The following is a 19,749-nucleotide window of genomic DNA, read 5'->3' as shown; positions in this document are numbered from 1 at the left end:
GGGGCGCCCGAACTTTCATGGCGCGGGTGCCCATATTGGCTGAGTAGTCCGAGTGTCAGCTTCCGCTCGCTGCGGAAACCGCTGCTACCCAGTCGTCATAGGCTTCAGCGCCAACCTCGTCGCGATACTGCAGACGGACGCTTTCAGTTTTGTCGGCAAAGGCCTGTCGCTGCTCTGCAGTCAGTTCCAGAACCTCGACACCAGCAGCACGAATCTGTTCCAGTTGTTCCGCATCTTCGCTCGCGACCAGTTCAGCCTGATATTCACGTGCGGCGGCCATCGAGTCCCGGACCAGTTTCTGATGCTCTGCGGACAGCGAGTCAAAGAACGGTTTGGAGATGACGGGCATATAGACCGCAAAGACATGGCCCGTGGTCGAAAGGTATTTCTGAACCTCGTAGAAACGCTGTGAGGTAATGATCGCCAGTGGGTTTTCCTGGCCGTCGATCACGCCTTGCTGGAGAGCAGAATAGACCTCACCAAAGTTCATTGGCGTCGGGTTGGCCCCGAGCGTTTCGAATGTCGCCACATGAGCCGGAACCTTCATGGTACGTAGCTTGACACCCTCGAGATCTGCGGGGGTTGCAACCGGGCGGACGTTGTTGGTCACATTGCGTACACCCAATTCAAGCCAGCCAAGACCTACCAATCCCTGGTTTTCGACCCGTGCAAGCATGCCATCACCAGCATCACCATCAAGAACATCAAAGGCGATGTCCTTGGAGGAATACATGTAGGGCAGTTCAATTACTGCAAAAGCCGGATCCCAGCCCGCGAAGAAAGAGGAAGGAGGAATGGCCATTTCCAGAACGCCGGTTTGAACACCTTCGATCATTTCGCGATCAGGGCCCATCTGCGACGAAGGGAATATCTGTACGTCGATCTCACCATTCGAGCCAGCTTCGACCAGTTCTTCAAATTTCAGTAGCGCGCGATGCATATGAAACGCTTCTGCTGCGCCATGCCCAACCTTAATGACTGTTTCAGCGGATGCTGCAAAAGTAAGCCCAGCTGACATGACGACGCCAAGCGCCAATGTTGATTTCTTGAACAAGGTATCCTCCCACGGATTTAGTTATTTTCGATCTATTATCTGAGATATCAGATATAATATAGAAATCAAGCTTACATGTGCTATTGTGTTAGAGAGACGAAATAGGACGAAGTGAAAATGACCGAGATTTTGCCGATTAAGCGCCCGGATTCGTTGAGTAAAACTGCTGAAGAGCATATCCGAAAAGGCATAATCAATGGCACGTTTCAATTGGGTGAATCGTTGCCGGAAGTGAAGTTGTCAAATGCCATGGGCATCAGCAAAACTCCGATTCGCGAAGCTCTATCAGCTTTGAATCTTCAGGGCCTCGTTCAGATCTTTCCTCATCGAGGAGCCTTTGTATTCTCTCTTTCTCAAGAGGACGTGGTGCAGCTTTGCCAGTATCGGCTAATCCTGGAATCTGCAGCTTTGGAGCAGGCGCTTGAAAAGAACCCTTCGGTTCTGATCAATGAGCTGTCTACAATTGTTTCGAAGATGTCGGAAGCGCAGGAAGCGGATGAATTCGAACAGTACTTGGAACTTGACGCCGAGTTTCACGACGCGTTTTTCAGGTCCTGCGGAAACAGTTACCTGCGGGATGGATATCAAAAAGTCAGTGATATCGTCCAAACTATGCGGACACACCTGTCCAAACGTTCCAATCGAACGAAGAAATCTTTCAAGGAACATCAAGCGATCACATCGCTATTGGACGAGGGTAAAGTAAAAGCAGCAACGAACACCCTCAAACGTCAAATCACTCGCGGTGAGCGTTCTTACTCCGATTTGGTTGGTCTAAGGCAAGCATAGGTGCCCACCATTTGGTCACGATGTTCACCAAAAGCGCATCTGGCAGCAAATCTAATGCCGCGTGCGTGGGCAACATAAGTTCAAAGTGGCAGAGTTGGGCTATTCTTAGACAAGGGCCGTGGCCACGATTAGAGGGCGGTTTTTGTGTTGGGTCAGAAATGCTTGACGATTGGGTCAGAAATGAATGACGTGATTGGCCGATTTATTGAGGTTTTGTCTGTCGATTGAGTCAAATATCAGTGACGTTCCACATTTCCCCTAAAGCATTGAAAATAAGCAACTTTTTCGCGCTCGGAACCGAAAAATTTAGGGAGGATTCAAACCATCCCGCAACAAATCCCGCAACATTTATTATTGAATGCACTTTGTTTGCATCGGCGCAGGATAGAATCTTGTGCCGTGGTGGTTACCAACGCAAACTCCCGGCATGAGTGATGATGAACAAAAATTTTTCGAACTAAGAAAAGAATCGAAGACATACATTTCAAAGGTCTTCTCTTACAGCGACCGCTCACCTGAAAAACTACGACAGGTGCGAATGGTGATGGAGGGTTCTGATAGGTTACAACTTGGTGAAGTTGAGGGGGCGGCATGTTTACGTCTAACCGGCGAGAAGCGAAAAACGCAGGTAACGGCCCTAGTAACCCAAGACGAAAAGCAAGTGCGTCGTATCACATTGCAGAGCTTTCAAACGCGCGCGGGTGATTGGATCCAAGCTTCCGAGAAGAACGAGTTTACTTTCCGACAAGATGAATTCAACCGCCTGCTGTCGTTCTTGAGGCAAATTGAGTTCATTGATCTTTCCAACGAAGACAACTTCCAAATTGAGGACATTTCCACCCAATCAGGTCCGAAAGCGATAATTGACGCTTCTGATCGTGGGTTAGTCGAACGCATCAAGTTATTAAGTAATGACCAGAGAAAATCAGTTGTTCGCGCTTTGCAGGCCGACCTCACAAGTGAGGAGATCAATATCCTATTAGGAAGACGTCAGGGTGTTGAAGAATTTGAAGCACAGATCGCTTCCGGGAATTGGTCCGAAGCCCACTGGCAAGACTTTTTCGATAAGCATCAATGGGTATTTGGCTACGGCCTTGATTATCGGATCATGCGTCAATTTGATCGTGAAATGACAGTTGGAGGAGGTGGAACAGATAACCAGAACAAACCCGTTGTCGATTTTCTGCTCAACTTCACTGACTATACCGTTTTGGTAGAAATCAAACGGCCAAACACGCGAATTTTCAAATCAGGCAAAGGCGGCAGGGCTGGAACGTGGGAGTTTAGTTCTGAGTTTACCAGTGCCGTTTCTCAAGTCCTTGAGCAAAAAGCCGAGTGGTTGGCCTCAGCTCAAAGTGGCGATCATTACAATAGGACCGGAACGGAAAAACTTGAAGCGCGAACGCGCAACGCAAAAACAATCTAAGTCATCGGATCGCGAGGTGAATTTGATGAAGCGGAAAACGTGAGAACAGCGCAAATAAAACGCGACACATTTGAACTGTTTCGCCAAGAAAACCGGACGGTGGATATTTTGATTTTCGATGAATTGCTCGAACGCGCCCAGTTCATCACCAAGAGTGTCTAAGGGGTTCATCTGATCCCGCAACAAATCCCGCAACATTTGATGCTGAAAATTCATGTAATTTATTGATTAAAACGATAATTCATAGATTACCGAATCCTCCTCGGTCCGCCACTGGTTTCCTTGTCAGGCGACACATAGTTCTGCCACCAGCGACAGAACCTTGCCATTTTCGCCTCACTTTCTTCATCCAGCACCTAAACCGATTTCAATGATCCCGACTTCCCTTTTGGGAAAATCAGGTCTGATTTGCGGATCAGACGCCGAACGCGCCTGTTCCTGCTGATCTGCCACGTGGCGAACGCGGATGGGGGCGAGGCAATGCTATTCGACAGTAGTGGTGCGGCCCGCAGGCTCAGGCGAGGACACGGTGTTGTCTAATAGGGTTGCGGTTCTTCAACCAGCACCAGATGTAGTGGTTCGTATTGAACGTCATCGTTAGCATTGGCAGCCTCGCCGACGCGCATCCAAGAGTCGCGAAAGCTCATCAACCTGAAAATCATCGAAATTAGGTTTTGGTATCCGAGCCCATTGTTGTTTTCTGGAAGCCGCAGCAGCGGCACCATATCTTCGCTTTCCGTAGGGGCCACATCAACGACAAATGTTACAGCCGAAGAGTGATTTAACCCGTCGATTGCCTTTAATCTCGTAGAAACCTTTGGTTTCGGGTCTGTTACGCTTGGGTAACTCATTTCTTCAACTTCACTAAATGCAGCTGCGAAGCTTTCGGTTAGCTTTTGATCAAACGCGTCTTGCGCCGCTTCAATGGCTTGAAGCGCGCCTAAATCATTTGCATCAGGTCCTTTCGCCGGATCGAGGTGTTTTGAATAGTAGCTGCGGAGTTGATCCGAAAGCTTGCTACCAGGAGATCCTGCGGGAGCGTCGTCGTCTTCCTCGCCTTCCGCTTCTTCACCAAATCCTCGCTGCTCAGGGATATCGTGAATTCGTACTAGCCCTTTCAATTGCTCACCTTCGTAAGGAAGACAGTTTGACGGCAATTCCTGCAAGGCCGCTTGTCCACGTACAGGGTCGGCAGCTTTTGCAGGGTCAAGCGGATAGAGCTGTCGGCTATGAAATACGCGAACCAGCCATTCATACAATCACTTTCAAAGCCTGCTTTGTCCCGCGAGGCTGCCTTATGTACTCGTTCCACTGAAGGGCCACCTCTCAACCAGAGATCGCTTCACATAAAACCGTTTCAAGGATGTTCGCGGTTTGTTATGGTGGTGCAAAGCAACCCTTGGTTGCGGAAGCTTAGCGTTCTCATCCCTGTTTAAACGGCTGCCTGATGTAGCGGGTTCGGATGTCGAATCATAAACTTACGGAATTCGTCTGGTAAGCACAGTAATTAAACTTGCCTTTCAGGTCCCGTGCCGTTGATTCAGGTGATGGAGATAGGCGGCAACAACAGCGAGCTACATAGCCTCCAGCGTATGTGAAAGACCGTTTCGAATGTGATCTTCCAACAGCCTCTTTGCCGTGTCGGCGTCTCTGGCCAGCGCGGCATCGAACATGCCCTTGTGCTCCTTGACCGCTTCTTCGCCGCGATAAGTCAGCACAAGCATCTGATACCGCAAGTATTTGTCGTAGATGATGGAGTGCAGAGACAGAAGGTTTTTGGAGTTGCAGGCCGCGATCATCGCTTGGTGAAACTCCCAATCATATCTTTTCCAGGTTTCTTTCTCGGACTCGTCGCCCTTGAGAAGCTGCTGTTCCATCAGGTGCAGTTTGTGGTGTGCAGCAACGAGGTTGCCTTCCCAGTCCGTGTCGCCATTCGCAATGGACAACTCCAACGCGTGGCATTCCAGCAGGACACGCAACTCTGATATCTCGGTCAGGTCTTCGCGAGAGACCGGCGTGACCAGGAAACCCCGTTGCTCGGGAGCTTCGACAAATCCGTCGCTGGCGAGCCTGTTCAGCGTTTCACGAAGTGTCGAAAGGCTTGCCGAGTAGCGTTCCTTCAAGGCGTCCAGCTTCAGTTTGGAGCCGGGCTGCAGCTCCCCGAAGATGATGTCGCGCTTGATGCGCTGATAGGTGCTCGCACCTATCGTAGACGGCTGCTTCGCCATGCGTTTCACCCGATATTATCAGTTTCCTCGTTCAATTAGCATTTTTCAGAGACATCAGCAATCCAAACTGATGTATGGTAAAAATAAAAATATCATATATTATTGCGGAATCGCGAAAACCCCAATACGGTCGTGGCCAAGTTGGGCAAAAGCAGCCCGACCGCAATCATCGGTTTCGGGATTTTCCAGACCCTCCGGAAGGAAGCAAAGTGTCTAAGAACTTTCGCATTGCCATTGTTGGCATTGGTCTTGTTGGACGCCGCCACGCAGACGCTATCCGAGCGTTACGCCATGTTGATCTCGTCGCGGTGGTCGACCCCAGCGATGAAGGTCGTGCGTACGCCGTTGAGCACGGGGTCGCATGTTACGAGACACTCGAGGAAATGTTTGCGAATCAGACGCCGGACGGAGCTGTTCTTGCGACCCCAACCACGCTTCATGTTGAACAAGGCCTCACGTGTGTGCGACATGGTTGTCCCGTTCTTGTCGAAAAACCGATCGCCGTAGAAGCCACCGCTGCACTTGAGCTTGTTCAAGCGGCGGAGAAGGCCAATGTGCCACTGATGGTCGGACATCATCGTCGGTACAATCCTCTGATCCGGTCGGCTAAGGAAGCCATTGTCGATGGGAAGATTGGAGATGTGCGCGCTGTCCATGCGAACTGCTGGTTCTATAAGCCAGACGAGTATTTTGATGCTGCGCCTTGGAGAAAGAAACCCGGTGCAGGGCCCATCTCAGTCAATCTGGTCCACGACGTCGATCTTCTGCGGTATTTGGCCGGAGAAGTCGTGACCGTACAGGCTCAGTCGGCTGCATCGCAGCGGGGCTACGACAACGAAGATGTTGCCGGTGCTCTGTTGACGTTCGAAAGCGGGGCGATAGGGACCATAAGTGTGTCCGACAGCATCGTTGCTCCATGGAGCTGGGAGATGACGTCTCAGGAATATCCAATCTATCCGTCGACCGCTGAGAGTAGCTACATGATAGGTGGCTCTCATGGTTCGTTGTCCGTTCCTGATCTTCGATTGTGGAGTTACCAGGGTGAGCAAAGGGACTGGTGGACGCCAATCTCATCAACCGCGCTGAAGAAGGGTGCGTCTGACCCCCTGGTCAATCAGCTTAGGCACTTTGTTGAAGTAGCTCGGCACGAAGCAGAACCGATTGTGTCTGGATGGGAAGGTTTCAGAACACTTCAAGTTATTGAAGCTATTCAGAATTCCTGCAGAACAGGTGAAACAGTCAGGATAAGCAACCTTCAGGAAACGCAGCAACAGAGAATACAGGTAATGAATAATATCTGATATTTTGCAAAAAATCTTGCAAAAAGTCCAAAATAGGTCAAAACTCAGAATCGGAAAAATGCATCATGATGTCTCAGGGAGGAGCAAAGTGATTACCAAACTTACCCGCCGGGCTGCTGTGTCAGCCCTGGTCGCAACCGGTGTTCTGTTTAGCGCAACAAGTGGTGTGCTGGCGGAAGACAAAGTGCAACTTCGCCTCGCAACATCAGGATCGGAGACCGATCAGCGCTCGGTCGCTATGGCCGAGGTTTTCGCGCCCATGGTCGCTGATTTCGCAAGCTACGAGCCCAGCTATAATGGAACCATCTTCGCCCAAGGCACCGAGTTGGACGCCATCAGCCGGGGTAACCTGGAAATGTCGATCACCTCGGCGCAGGAACTGGCCCAGTTCTTCCCCGAGTTTTCGATCTTTACCGCAGGCTATGTCCACCAGGACGCTGCGCATCAGGTGGCTGTCTTCAACGATCCCTTGATGGATGCCTTTAAGCAGAAGGCTGAAGAAGAACTAGGCGTCAAACTACTTTCGGTCATGTATCTGGGCCGTCGTCAGGTGAACCTGCGCCAACCCAAGGATGAGCTGACAGTCACGACGCCAGCAGACTTGGAAGGCGTGAATCTGCGGATGCCGGGCACCGACGCATGGCAGTTCCTTGGCAAAGCGCTGGGTGCCGCGCCGACACCGATGGCCTTCTCCGAAGTCTATACTGCGCTGTCGACCGGTGCCGTTGACGGGCAGGATAATCCGTTGCCGACCGTCGTCGACGCCAAGTTCTATGAAGTGACCAATCAGATCGTCCTGACATCGCATCTGGTCGACTTGAACTATATCGCCATCGGCAAAGAGGTTTGGGACGGGCTTACACCGGAACAGCAAGCCAAGGTTCAGGAAGCTGCGGACGCAGCAGCTGAATCAGGCCGCCAGAAACAGCTTCAGAAAGAAGAGGATCTTGTCAGCTTCCTGAAAGAGCAGGGCATGGAGATTTACGAACCCGATCTCGCTGCGTTCCGCGATCAGGTACAGTCTATGTACCTGGAAAGTGAATTCGCCGGATCATGGCCGGACGGTGTGCTTGAGCAGATCAACGCTCTGGGCAACTAAAGTCGTCTGAAGAAGGGAGGGAGAACCATAATGAAAGCCTTTATGAAGGGGTTCTCCCGACTGACCGAAGCGATTGCCGGCGGGATGCTGGCGGCAATCTTCCTGATCTTCCTATTGCAAATACTCTTGCGCTACTTCTTTACCCCCGCCGGATGGACGCTTGAACTCATCGGCATTCTGTGGGTCTGGGTGATCTTCTTCAGTTGCGCTTTCATAGTGCGAGAACGGGATCACGTGAAGTTCGACATTATCTACCTTTCCGTACCGATGCGCGTGCGGCAGGTCTTTGCGATGCTGGCGGCCGCAGCGATCGTGGTCGGTATGCTCTACAGCTTCCTTCCGACGTGGGACTACATCGACTGGATGAAAATCCGCAAGACATCGACTGTCCGCAATCCGTTCTCCGGCGAGAAGATACCGCTGCGCACAGTATTCTCGATTTACGCGGTATTCATGCTGGTCGTCGCAGCGCGGTACGCGTGGCTATTCTTCGACGTCATGCGCAATGGCCCACCAAAGACAGAGTTGGAACTGGTCGTTGGGTACAACGTCGTTGACGACCATCCGCGTGTCGACGTCGAAGAGGGCGAGGAAGTTAAGAAATGAGTTTTGAACTTCTTTCCTGCCTGCTCGCTCTCTTTCTTCTGGCAGGCATCGGGACACCTATCGGCTATTCCATCCTTTTGGCCTCATTGGTGTATCTGGGCACGGCCGGATTGGACGTCGCCCTCGCGGGCGAGAAAATCCTGCAAGGCTTCTACAAAAGCACGATCCTGCTTGCCGTGCCTTTGTTCATCGTCGCCGCGAATATCATGAATGCTGGGTCGATCACGGACCGTCTGCTGAACTTCTGCGTAGCCGCTGTCGGTCGTTTCAAGGGCGGCCTCGGGCACGTCAATGTGGTAGCGTCTCTGATCTTTTCCGGTATGTCCGGCTCGGCTGTCGCGGATGCCGCGGGGATCGGCAAGATAATCATTGAAATGATGACCAAAGATGGCCGCTACAGCCGAGGCTACGCAGCTGCAATCACGGCGGCGTCGGCAACGATCGGCCCTATTATTCCACCCTCGATCCCGATGGTTTTGTACGCGCTCGTTTCCAAGGCCTCTATTGGGTCGCTGTTCCTGGCCGGTATTCTGCCGGGTCTGATCATGGGCGTCGTTCTGATGGCGATGAACTACTATCTGGCCGGAAAGCGGAACTTTGCTTTGGAAGAACCTGTTCCGCTGCGCGAGTTGCCCGCAAAAACCGCCAACGCGTTTCCGGCGCTGCTGATGCCTGCAATCCTGCTGTACGGAATCTACGGCGGCGTCACCACTCCGACCGAGGCTGCAGCAGTGGCTGCTTTCTATGCGCTGCTTCTCGCCGCCCTGTTCTATCGTGCCTTGACTTTCCGTGGCCTGTATCAAGTGTTCGTCGACAGCGCGCGCTCTTCCGCCGCCGTCGGGGTGGTCATTGGCGGCGCGTTCATTCTGAACTTCATCGTCATTCAGGAACAGATTCCACAGTCGATCTCGGTACTGCTGGAGGGTTCAGATGTTAGTCCGATTGTTTTCCTGATCCTGGTTAACCTGCTGATCCTCGCGCTGGGTTGCGTGTTGGACGCGACAACGATCATTCTTGTGATCGTGCCCCTGTTCATTCCAACCTGCGAAGCGCTTGGAATTGATCTGGTGCATTTCGGAGTGCTGGTCGTCGTGAACTCGATGATCGGTCTGATCACGCCTCCCTATGGCATTCTACTCTTTGTGATCAACGCCGTGACGGACATTCCGCTGCGTGAAATCATCTCGGAAATCTGGGCCTTCCTCGCGGTTCTCATCTTCGCCCTGGTGATCATGATGCTGATGCCGGATCTGGTCCTGTGGTTGCCGCGTATGTTTGGATATCAGGGATAATGTGCCTCTCGGTTTCGACAACGTCGATCCCCGGTGATCTGGCTGAAAAGCTGAGTACTATCGCTGACGCGGGATTCGGGGGTGTCGAATTACACGAGCCGGATTTGACTGCTTTTGACGGGTCGCCATCTCAGATCCGGAACATTGCGTCAGATCTCGGCCTAAAGATTTGCCTGCTGCAACCCTTCCATAACCTTGAAGGCCAGTCCGGCGGTGGACGGGAGCGCGCCTTTGATCGGCTGAAACGCAAACTCGACCTGATGACCGAGTTGGGAACGGAATTACTGCTAATCGGGTCTGCCTTCGACGTCGATGCCGCTGCAACCGAAGAACAGGTAATCGCAGATCTTGGCGAGGCGGCCAAAATCGCTAAAGAAATAGGGATGCGTCTGGCCTATATGGGCTTGCCATGGTCGGATCTTATTCGCTCGGATGAGCAGGCGTTACGCGTCGTGGAAGCCATCGACAGCCCCCATTTCGGGCTGGCCCTGAATTCCTTCTTCTCGCTTGCCGATGGGTCCAAACCAGCCCGCCTTCGGGACATTCCCGGAGAGCGGCTGTTCCATGTGCAACTGTCCGATGCACCCCGGCTTGAGATGGATATCCGCAGGCTCAAGCGGCATTTCGGGCTTTTGCCCGGGCTCGGATCGCTGAACCTTGCGGGCTTCGTGCGGGTGTTGTCGCGCGCCGGTTACAAGGGGCCTTGGTCCATTGCGCGCGTCAACGAAGCGGCGCCGCAACCCGGAGGCAGGACGCTGGCCCGAGACAGCTACAGGTCGCTGGTGAACCTCCTGGATGAGGTATCTCGGACCGAATCGGGAACCGATTTCGGTATCCCGGAACTGCCGGAACGCGTCTATGTATCAGGCTTTGAGTTCGTCGAATTTACAGCTGATGAATTAAGCGGCGCGCAGCTTGCAGAGATGCTGTCAGCAATGTGCTTTCGAATGGAGCGAAAACACGTCACCAAGTCCGTCGAGCTGTGGCGGCAGGGTGCCATAAACATCGTTGTGAATACCGAAAAGGAAGGTTTTGCCCATTCGGCGTTCCTGGGTCACGGCCCCTCCGTTTGTGACATGGGGTTGCGTGTCAAAGATGCGGATCAGACGGTTCAGCGGGCGACCGCGTTGGGCGCGCCGAATTTCTCACAGCCGGTGGGAACAGGGGAACTGGATATCCCGGCCATTCGGGGTGTTGGTGGCAACGTCGTTCATTTCATCGATGAGAAATCCGATCTGCATCGGGTTTGGGACATTGAGTTTGAGCCAGTCGCCAAGACCAAAGCGACCCAGCCCGCCGGTCTGCGCCGCATCGACCATCTGGCACAGACGATGCGTTACGATGAGATGCAGAGCTGGCTGCTCTACTACATTTCGACTTTTGAGATGGCAAAGTCTCCTATTGTGAACGTCGCCGATCCGTCCGGCGTCGTGCAAAGCCAGGCTATCGAAAGTCCAGAAGGCGAAGTGCGCCTGAACCTGAACGGGGCCGTTGGGCGCCGAACTCTGGCGGCGTCATTCCTTGAAGATGGCTTTGGCGCCGGTGTTCAGCACATTGCCTTCCAATCGGACGATATTTTTGAAACTTCAGCCCAGTTGCTCAAGTCCGGCTTTCCCAGCCTGTCCATCCCGGAGAACTACTACGCCGATCTGCAAGCGACATTCGGATTGGATGACGATTTGGTCGCCCAATTGCGCAGGGGGAACATTCTCTACGATCGGGCGGCGGGTGCTGAGTATTTTCAGATATACAGCCGCCCCATCTTTAACGGCTTCTTCTTCGAAATTGTTGAACGCCGTATGGGCTATGCCGGTTATGGCGCGCGCAATGCACCCATTCGCCTTGCTGCGCAAAGCAAAACCCAGCCGGTGAAAGAGGTGCAGACGCAATGACCGCGCAGATGAAAGACGATGAGCGCGCCGTTCGCCAATGGTGGCGTACCTCCATCATCGACATGAAACCCGGACAGATCTCTTTTCGTGGAAACGCCATAGAAGACCTGATCGGAAACGTATCTTTCCCGCAGATGATCTGGCTTATGGTGCGGGGCGATCTACCCAGCGACGCGCAAGCGCGCCTGTTCGAAGCCGCTTTGGTCGCAGGCGTGGATCACGGCCCACAGGCTCCCTCAATCGCGGCTGCGCGTATGGCCGCCACCTGCGGGGTAGGTCTCAATAATGCGATGGCGACTGCGGTGAACATGCTGGGCGACGTGCACGGCGGGGCAGGAGAGCAGTGTGCAGAGCTGTACTATGATATCGCAGCTCGCATGGATTGCGGAGCATCGTTGAATGACGCAGTGAAGGACGGTCTGGACAGCTGGCGCGAGACCTATGGCAAGATCGTATCGGGCTTTGGTCACAGGTTTCACAAGCCTGTCGATCCACGCGCACCACGATTGATGCAACTTGTTCGTGATGCGGCGGCAGAAGGCACAGTATCTGGCCGGTTTGCCGATATCGGAGAAGAGGTTCGCGCCGAACTCGGTCGTCAACGCGGCGGTCGGCCAATTGCCATGAATATCGACGGCGCGACAGCTGTGATCTTCTGCGAACTTGGCTTTCCTGCGCCCTTGTCGCGGGGGCTGTTCTGCCTGTCCCGCTCGGTCGGAATACTTGCCCACGCCTGGGAGCAGACGAGCCAGGGCGGTCGGAACAAAGGGCCTATGCCCCCAAATTACTTACCCCTCTACGAAGACAGGAATGATGACAGGTGAGACATCGAAATCCTTCCGGGTCGGCCTTATCGGCTGTGGTCGTATCAGCGATATCTATCTAAAAACACTATCTAAATTTTCCAGCGTCGAGGTCGTGGCTTGCGCAAGCCTTGACCCTTCTGAAAGCCGCGCCAAAGCGGATCAATACGGTATCGCCAAGGCCTGCACGCCAGGTGAAGTGTTTGACGATCCGACGATTGACTGCGTTCTGAACCTGACAATTCCGGCGGCGCATGCCGAAATCAGCTTGCGCGCGCTGGAGGCGGGGAAACACGTCTATTCCGAAAAGCCACTGGTCATGAACCGAACGGACGGTAAGGCGATCCTGCACATGGCCTCTGAAAAGGGGTTACTGGTCGGTTGCGCACCCGACACATTTCTGGGCGGTCGCTGGCAGACCGTTCGGCGCTTGATCGACGAGGGTGCCATTGGCAAACCGACAGGGGCTTTTGCCCATGTCGGGACCCACGGGACGGAGCGCCACCATCCCAACCCGGATTTCTACTATAAGGCGGGTGGTGGGCCATTGCTGGACCTTGGGCCGTACTACCTGACCGCCATGATCTGCTGCCTTGGTCCCGTTGACCGGGTTGCCGGAATGGCTCGGCGCACGTTCGACAATAGGATGATCGAAAACGGCCCTCGCAACGGCGAATGGATAGATGTCGAGGTCGACACGCACTCTCTAAGCCTGCTGCAGTTCTCTTCCGGAGCTATAGGGTCGATGACCATGAGCTTCGACGTCTGGGACAGCGAAACTCCACGGTTCGAGATCTACGGTGAAAACGGCACCATCAGCATCCCAGACCCAGACCCGGTTCATGGTGCCAATATCTTTCAAGGGGATGTCTGGCTGAAAACGCGGGAGACCTCGCGCTGGTCTCATCAGCCTCGTCCAACCGGTCGCGAAGACTGGCAGGTGGTCGAAAACAAACACGGGTTCAATGAAGACAGCCGCGGGCTCGGCCTTTTGGATCTGGCCCTGGCGGCGCAAGAAGGACGCCAACCCCGTGCAAGTGGAGCGCTTGCCTACCATGTATTCGAGGTCATGGACGCGATTGAACGGGCGCCGAAATTTGGTGCCTATCAGACGATAGAAAGCCGTTGCGAGGCTCCGGAACCTTTGCCGGTCGATTTCCTGAACGATGAGAGGAAGGAGTTGGTCCATGCCGATTGAGACACTCGATTTTGCTCAGCCATTCTTTCGCGTCCAGCACATAACTGACGAGCGCAGAATTTCTATAGAGGGTCGCGCCATCGTCCTTAACCTTGGGGGGCGAAATCTCTCTGTCGAGGATCAGACCATTGCACCGCTTTCGTCTGTGATCGTGCAAGACAGCACGCTTAGCGGCGTGGAACGTGCAGTCATTGTCCACGATTTCGACGCCCATGCGGATGACAACGAGTTGTTCGCATGGGTGAAAGATACATGGCCATCTGCTTTTGATGTTCGCCAAGAGGAGCGTTTGCGCGGTGTCAGCCACTACATGTCGCCAAAGGTCTTTGTAGGTAACGTTGGGCTGACCATGTACCATTCCGGCTCGGTGCCGCTGAATGTCGGATTGCACAAGGATCATCCGTTCTGCCCGGTACCGGGGTTTCGCGAAGTGCATACACAAATCGTAGGCTTTGGCAAAATGCAGCAATGCCGTGAGCGGGATGTTGAAACCCTTTACCTCGAAGAATTCATGGCCCCCGGCACGACGCACAAACCGATGTATGACGCTGAAGGCAACTATCCCTGGCATCAATACGAGACGATTACCCCCAGCATCTTCATGGCGGTGGAAATACTGCCAGAAGGCGTACGGGCCCCGGAAATAGAGGTTCAGAATGGCTGAGAGACTTTTACCCAAAGACCTGAACTTTGACGGACCTTTCCCCCGGTTGTCTCGCCGTTTGCGGCTGGGCGTTGTTGGCGGCGGACGGATCTCTGTCACGCAGGCAACGGCCGCGCGGATGACCGACCGGTGGGAGGTCACCGCAGGCGCGCTCAGTTCTGACGCCGCGCGAAGCAAGGCGCGCGGGGCCGAGTGGTTCCTGCCGGCAGACAGGTGCTATGCGTCGTTCGACGAGATGGCGCAGGCCGAGGCGACGCGCCCGGATGGCGTAGATGCCGTCATGATCACGACCCCGAACCACGTTCATTTCGAAGCTGCCAAAGCGTTTCTTGAGGCGGGCATTGACGTGCTGTGCGACAAGCCCCTGACCAACGAAGTTGCCGAGGCCGAGGGGCTTGAGGAGATCGCCGCGCGCACGGGAAACATCTTTGCTGTCGGATATACGATGTCATGTTTTCCAGTAATCCGTCAGGCCAAACAAATCGTGGCGGAAGGCGGCATCGGTAAAATCAACCAAATCCACGTCGAGTTCATGCAAGACTGGATGACGCCCGATGATGTGGCTGATGCGCCCCACGTCAAATGGCGGCTGGACCCAAAGATTTCTGGTCCGACCAGCTGTGTCGGCGATATCGGCACCCATGCCGCGCATCTCGCCAGTTTTGTCTCGGGCCTGCCTTTGACCGACCTACGGGCCGAGTTTCATGTCTGCGGCGCGCCAAAGCCTTTGGAAGACACAGCATTCATGTTCACCCGCTATCAAAACGAGGTTCCGGGAACTCTGATGGCGACTCGCCTGGCCCCTGGGAATCGGGGAGGGTTGCGGTTGCGCATATTCGGGAACGAAGGAGGTCTCGAGTGGGACCTGGAGAATTCGGAACAGCTGAAGTTCAATCGGTTCGGTGAGCCGGATCGTATCATCAGCCGAGGTCACGGGCATGGCATCGGCCCCGGCGCAGAACGTCTAATCCGGACCGCGCGCGGCTTCCCAGAAGGGATTATCGAAGCCTGGGCCAACCTCTATGCGGAATTTGCTATGGCCGTAGCCACGCGTCGGGATGGCGTTACCGTTCCGGATGATTGGCTTACTTATCCCAGTGTCGAACAAGGTGCAGATGGCGTCCGGTTTATTGAAGCCTCCGTGCGCTCTCACCAGTCCGGAGGTGACTGGGTCACTCTCTAAGGCTCTGCCAACAAGATTGTAAAACACGCCCGGGCAGTTGCCCGGGCGCTTTCATTTCCTGCTCAGTATTAAAAGTTGATATTTTAAAAAATATCAGATATTTTTTACTACGTGTGATGAATTTAAGATTCGCAGACACGTGGAGCTGTCGTTCATGGTGAAACCCGAAGAGGCTGGCGCAAGCCCCTCTCTCTATTCCTTGGCGCATCTGACGCTGATTGGCTGTACGCCGCCCGAGTTGGTCTATATCGCCGCGCGGGCCGGTTACGATGCCGTCAGCCCCCGCTTCATTCCGATGCATGTGCCCGGTGAATTCACTCAATCTCCAATAGACAAGGCACAGGTGCATGCCACCAAAACTGCTCTCTCTACCACTGGCTTGAAAGTCCTCGATGTCGAACTTGCGCGCATAACAGAAGATGTCGATCCGCGCAGTTTTGAGCCTTCTCTTGAGATCGGTGGGGAATTGGGTGCCAAGCGCATGATCATGAGCGCGTGGACCAATACCCGTGATGATCGTGATTTTCTGATCGACGTCTATTCTGAAACCTGCGAACTGGCCGCGCCCTACGGGTTAACGGTGGACCTGGAGTTCCCAAGTTTTTCCCGCCTGCGCACTCTGGATGAGGCCCTGGATATTGTCCGCGCTTCCGATCAGCCCAACGGCGGTATCCTGGTCGACACGCTCTATCTGCACCTCAGCCGAGTGGATCTTGGAGAGCTGTTGCACGTCCCCTCGGACCTCTTTCACTTCCTGCATATCTCAGATTGCCTGCCCGGAATCGCTGATACGCGCGAAGGCATGATCCAGCTGGCCCGTGATGCAAGGCTGTACCCCGGCGAAGGCTGGATCGATTTCACCGGTATCATCGAACGGATGCCACCCGTCGACTATTCCATCGAACTGCCCAACCAAAGCCGCGTTGCCGAGTTGGGATATGAAGAACACGCGCGTCGCTGTCTCAGCCACGCCAAGCGGACATTCGGCGCGGCGCGATCTCAGCGTCGTATGACCGATGCAGCAATTCCAAAACACCAAGAGGATTATCATGGGCAAAGAGCTCACTGAGAAAGACCGCAACATGGCGGCCGATATGCTGGCGCGCGCCCGCGCTGCCATGGCCGAGATCGAGGATTGGGGTCAGGACAGGCTGGACCGCCTGTCTCAGGCCATTGCGTGGTATGCGGGGAACGAGAAGACCTTCACGCGTTTGGCCCAGCAGGGCGTGGACGAAAGCGGTATCGGAGATCGCGCAGGGCGTCCTGCGAAGCGCTTCAAGATTCACATGGTGCTGCGAGATGTCTTGCGCACACCCTCGACGGGTATCGTCGAGGTGGATGAGGAAAAAGGTCTGGTGAAATATGCCAAACCTGCCGGTGTGATCGCCTCCCTGATCCCGATGACCAACCCGGCAATGACTCCACCAGTGACCGGCGTGTCCGCCGCGAACGCCCGGAATGCGGTCGTCTTCAGCCCGCATCCGCGAACCGCCCATACCACCTTTGAAATGGTCGAGGTCATGCGTGCAGCTTGTCGTGCTGCCGGTGCCCCCGAGGACTTGTTCCAATCCATTCGCAAACCGTCGATCCCATTGACGCAACATCTGATGGAGATCTGCGACCTGACGCTGGCGACGGGTGGCAAGCCCATGGTCAAAGCAGCCTACAGCTCGGGACGTCCGGCCTATGGCGTGGGCGCGGGCAATTCGTCCATCGTCATCGATGAGACCGCAGATCTGGACATTGCCGCTCAGAACACTCGTATTTCTAAGACCTCTGACTTTGGGTCTGGCTGCTCGGCAGATGGCAACATCATCATCCAGCGCTCGGTCTACGACGATATGATCAAGGCACTTGAGGCCGAAGGTGGATATCTCTGTTCGGATGAAGAGAAGGCCATGCTCGAAGCGGCTATGTGGGATGATAGGGGCAACCGCACGTTCCCGACCATAGCTTGTCCGCCTCAGCAAACGGCCAAGGTCGCCGGGTTCTCGATCCCCGAAGATCGCAAATTCCTGATGGTTGAAAATCAGGGGCAAATCGGCCCGCAGCATAAGTTCTCCAAGGAAAAACTGACCACGTTAATGGCGCTATATCACTTCGAAACTTTCGATGATGCGCTGGAAACGGTCAGCCAGATCTACAACACCGGGGGCAAGGGCCATTCCTGCGGCATCTACAGCCACAATGACGATCACATCGACCGGTTGGCGCGTCTGGCTCCGGTCAGTCGCATGATGGTTCGACAGCCTCAGTCCAAGGCCAACGCGGGTGCGTGGACCAATGGCATGCCTATGACCAGCAGCCTTGGTTGCGGCATCTGGGGCGGCAACATCACAAATGAAAACGTCACCATGAAACACATGATGAACTACACCTGGGTCAGCCGTCCGATCCCTGAGGATCGCCCCTCGGAGCCGGACCTGTTCGGTGAATTCTACGGACAGGAGGTCGCGTGATGGACGCAAGCAAACTCGACGGTAAAACCGTCGCCGAACACATCGTTGATTTCCTCGAACGCCGTGATGTCAAGCATGTGTTCGGGCTTTGTGGCCATACAAACATCGCAGTTCTGGCTGCACTGGCCGAAAGTCCGATTGATTTTGTCACGGTGCGGCACGAACAAATCGCCAGCCACGCGGCGGACGCATATGCCCGCGTGACGGGCAAGGCCTCGGTGGTGTTGTCACACCTCTCCCCAGGTTTGACAAACTGTGCTACCGGGGTCGCCAACGCGGCGCTGGACTGTATCCCCATGGTCGTGATCGCGGGCGATATTCCCACGCATTACTATGGCAAGCATCCGCATCAGGAAGTGAACCTGCACGCAGACGCGGCCCAATGGGAGATTTATCGCCCCTTCGTCAAACGTGCTTGGCGGGTGGATCGCGCCGACCTGATGGCCGAAATCTTGGAAAAGGCGTTCCATCTGGCTGAAAGCGGTCAGCCCGGGCCGGTGCTGGTCAATGTGCCGATGGACATCTTCTCCGAGGTGATCCCCTCGGACAGCTTCGACCGTATCCGCGATAACACGCGCGCGCTCAAGAAGCCGTCGATTGACGATGAAACCGCACGTGAAATCATTGAGGCTCTGGCACAGGCCGAAAACCCGGTTGCCTATGTCGGCGGCGGTATCCTGTTGGCGCAGGCCAGTGAGGAGTTGCGAGAATTTGTTGAACATATGGGCCTTCCAGTCGCGCATTCCCTGATGGGTAAAGGCGCGTTGCGAGACGACCATCCGCTTGTGCTGGGAATGACCGGGTTTTGGGGCACCGAATTGGTCAACCAGTCCTGCTTGAATGCGGACTACATCTTTGCCGTGGGCACTCGGTTCAAAGAGGCCGATTGCTCCAGCTGGTACCCCGGCTACACGTTCAACATCCCCGGTTCCAAGGTCATTCATATCGACATTGAACCGCAGGAGATCGGCCGGAACTACCCCACCGAGATCGGAGTCGTTGCTGACGCCAAGGCCGCATTGCGCGTCCTCAACCGGGTCGCCCGCGAGATGTATCCGGACGGCTTCAAGCGCCCCACGCTGGAACAGAAGATCGCTGGCTTCCGGACGGACTTCAAAGCGCGCAACGAGGAAATGGCGACCTCATCGGCCTTTCCAATGATGCCCGAGCGTATTCTGGCAGATGCCCGCAAGGCACTGCCTGAGGATGCCATCATCACCACGGACGTTGGGTGGAACAAGAACGGTGTCGGACAGCAATTCGATATCCTGACCCCTGGCTCAATACTGACCCCGGGCGGGTTCGCGACGATGGGTTTTGGCCCTCCGGGCGCGATCGGCGCGAAATTGGCAGCACCTGATCGAGTCGTACTAAGTTTAGTTGGCGATGGTGGCTTCGGTCAAAACCCGTCGATGCTCGCAACGGCCGTCGAACTCAATCTGGGCATCATCTGGCTGGTCATGAACAACAACGCCTTCGGAACGATCGCAGGTCTTCAAAAAGCTCATTACGGTTTGACCTATGGAACCACGTTCCCCGGATCAGCCGCCGCACCCGCAAACGGACCGGGTTATGCAGATATTGCAAAAGCTTATGGTGCAGAAGGGCACAGGCTCAGTGCTGCTGATGAATTGTTGCCCGCATTGGAAGCGGCAATCGCCAGCGGCAAACCAACCGTTCTTGATGTCCCAATGATCAACAACCCAACACCAACGACCGGACATTGGAACATCTTGGACATATACTCGCCGGACA

Annotated in this window: 17 protein-coding genes; 14 read left to right on the top strand and 3 right to left on the bottom strand. The window is 54.7% G+C overall.

What is annotated here, in order from left to right:
• Positions 1–55 precede the first annotated feature (55 nt).
• A complete protein-coding gene (locus I9184_RS11855; RefSeq protein ID WP_209834514.1) occupies positions 56–1,054 on the bottom strand; it encodes a TRAP transporter substrate-binding protein in 999 nt (332 codons plus the stop codon).
• 117 nt (positions 1,055–1,171) lie between these two features.
• Between I9184_RS11855 and I9184_RS11850 the strand changes: the two genes are divergently transcribed.
• Together I9184_RS11850 and I9184_RS11845 are read left to right on the top strand one after the other, a co-directional pair.
• Positions 1,172–1,843, top strand: a complete 672-nt coding sequence (locus I9184_RS11850) for a GntR family transcriptional regulator (RefSeq protein ID WP_209834512.1) — start codon at positions 1,172–1,174, stop codon at positions 1,841–1,843.
• Positions 1,844–2,270: 427 nt separating this feature from the next.
• Entirely contained in the window at positions 2,271–3,269 is a 999-nt protein-coding gene (locus I9184_RS11845; protein WP_209834510.1) for a Shedu immune nuclease family protein, read from the top strand.
• A 536-nt stretch (positions 3,270–3,805) separates the two neighbouring features.
• Here the strand turns inward: I9184_RS11845 and I9184_RS11840 are convergent.
• Together I9184_RS11840 and I9184_RS11835 are read right to left on the bottom strand one after the other, a co-directional pair.
• Positions 3,806–4,528: an AAA family ATPase gene (locus I9184_RS11840; protein ID WP_209834508.1), complete on the bottom strand. Its 723-nt coding sequence runs from the start codon at positions 4,526–4,528 to the stop codon at positions 3,806–3,808.
• A 315-nt stretch (positions 4,529–4,843) separates the two neighbouring features.
• Positions 4,844–5,497, bottom strand: a complete 654-nt coding sequence (locus I9184_RS11835; RefSeq protein WP_171634661.1) for a GntR family transcriptional regulator — start codon at positions 5,495–5,497, stop codon at positions 4,844–4,846.
• 209 nt (positions 5,498–5,706) lie between these two features.
• On the opposite strand from I9184_RS11835, the gene I9184_RS11830 reads away from it, so the two are divergent.
• The 12 genes from I9184_RS11830 to I9184_RS11775 form a co-directional block, all read left to right on the top strand.
• Positions 5,707–6,798: a Gfo/Idh/MocA family oxidoreductase gene (locus tag I9184_RS11830; RefSeq protein ID WP_209834506.1), complete on the top strand. Its 1,092-nt coding sequence runs from the start codon at positions 5,707–5,709 to the stop codon at positions 6,796–6,798.
• Positions 6,799–6,886: 88 nt separating this feature from the next.
• Positions 6,887–7,897: a TRAP transporter substrate-binding protein DctP gene (dctP, locus tag I9184_RS11825; RefSeq protein ID WP_171634656.1), complete on the top strand. Its 1,011-nt coding sequence runs from the start codon at positions 6,887–6,889 to the stop codon at positions 7,895–7,897.
• A 30-nt stretch (positions 7,898–7,927) separates the two neighbouring features.
• Positions 7,928–8,503, top strand: coding sequence for a TRAP transporter small permease subunit (locus I9184_RS11820; protein ID WP_171634653.1), 576 nt, complete (start codon positions 7,928–7,930; stop codon positions 8,501–8,503).
• Positions 8,500–9,795: a TRAP transporter large permease gene (locus I9184_RS11815; RefSeq protein WP_171634650.1), complete on the top strand. Its 1,296-nt coding sequence runs from the start codon at positions 8,500–8,502 to the stop codon at positions 9,793–9,795. The genes I9184_RS11820 and I9184_RS11815 overlap by 4 nt, the downstream gene beginning before the upstream one ends.
• Positions 9,795–11,687, top strand: coding sequence for a sugar phosphate isomerase/epimerase and 4-hydroxyphenylpyruvate domain-containing protein (locus tag I9184_RS11810; RefSeq protein WP_209834504.1), 1,893 nt, complete (start codon positions 9,795–9,797; stop codon positions 11,685–11,687). The genes I9184_RS11815 and I9184_RS11810 overlap by 1 nt, the downstream gene beginning before the upstream one ends.
• Positions 11,684–12,511 (top strand): citryl-CoA lyase, encoded by an 828-nt coding sequence (locus tag I9184_RS11805; protein ID WP_245218108.1) that lies wholly within the window; start codon positions 11,684–11,686, stop codon positions 12,509–12,511. The genes I9184_RS11810 and I9184_RS11805 overlap by 4 nt, the downstream gene beginning before the upstream one ends.
• On the top strand, positions 12,498–13,688 hold the full coding sequence (locus tag I9184_RS11800; protein ID WP_209834502.1) for a Gfo/Idh/MocA family oxidoreductase: 1,191 nt from the start codon (positions 12,498–12,500) through the stop codon (positions 13,686–13,688). Before I9184_RS11805 ends, I9184_RS11800 begins: the two co-directional genes overlap by 14 nt.
• Positions 13,678–14,352 (top strand): hypothetical protein, encoded by a 675-nt coding sequence (locus I9184_RS11795; RefSeq protein ID WP_209834499.1) that lies wholly within the window; start codon positions 13,678–13,680, stop codon positions 14,350–14,352. Before I9184_RS11800 ends, I9184_RS11795 begins: the two co-directional genes overlap by 11 nt.
• Positions 14,345–15,535 carry a Gfo/Idh/MocA family oxidoreductase gene (locus tag I9184_RS11790; RefSeq protein WP_209834498.1) on the top strand — a complete coding sequence of 397 codons (1,191 nt, stop codon included), beginning with the start codon at positions 14,345–14,347 and terminating at the stop codon, positions 15,533–15,535. Before I9184_RS11795 ends, I9184_RS11790 begins: the two co-directional genes overlap by 8 nt.
• A gap of 154 nt (positions 15,536–15,689) precedes the next feature.
• Positions 15,690–16,604: a sugar phosphate isomerase/epimerase gene (locus I9184_RS11785; protein WP_209834496.1), complete on the top strand. Its 915-nt coding sequence runs from the start codon at positions 15,690–15,692 to the stop codon at positions 16,602–16,604.
• Entirely contained in the window at positions 16,585–17,994 is a 1,410-nt protein-coding gene (locus tag I9184_RS11780) for an aldehyde dehydrogenase family protein (protein ID WP_171634635.1), read from the top strand. Before I9184_RS11785 ends, I9184_RS11780 begins: the two co-directional genes overlap by 20 nt.
• A partial coding sequence (locus I9184_RS11775) for a thiamine pyrophosphate-binding protein (protein ID WP_209834494.1) occupies positions 17,994–19,749 on the top strand: 1,756 nt, incomplete at its 3' end. The genes I9184_RS11780 and I9184_RS11775, both read left to right, overlap by 1 nt.

The sequence above is a fragment of the Ruegeria sp. HKCCE3926 genome, from assembly GCF_017872515.1.
Classification (GTDB): domain Bacteria; phylum Pseudomonadota; class Alphaproteobacteria; order Rhodobacterales; family Rhodobacteraceae; genus Ruegeria.
This window is presented reverse-complemented; position numbering and strand designations above follow the sequence as displayed.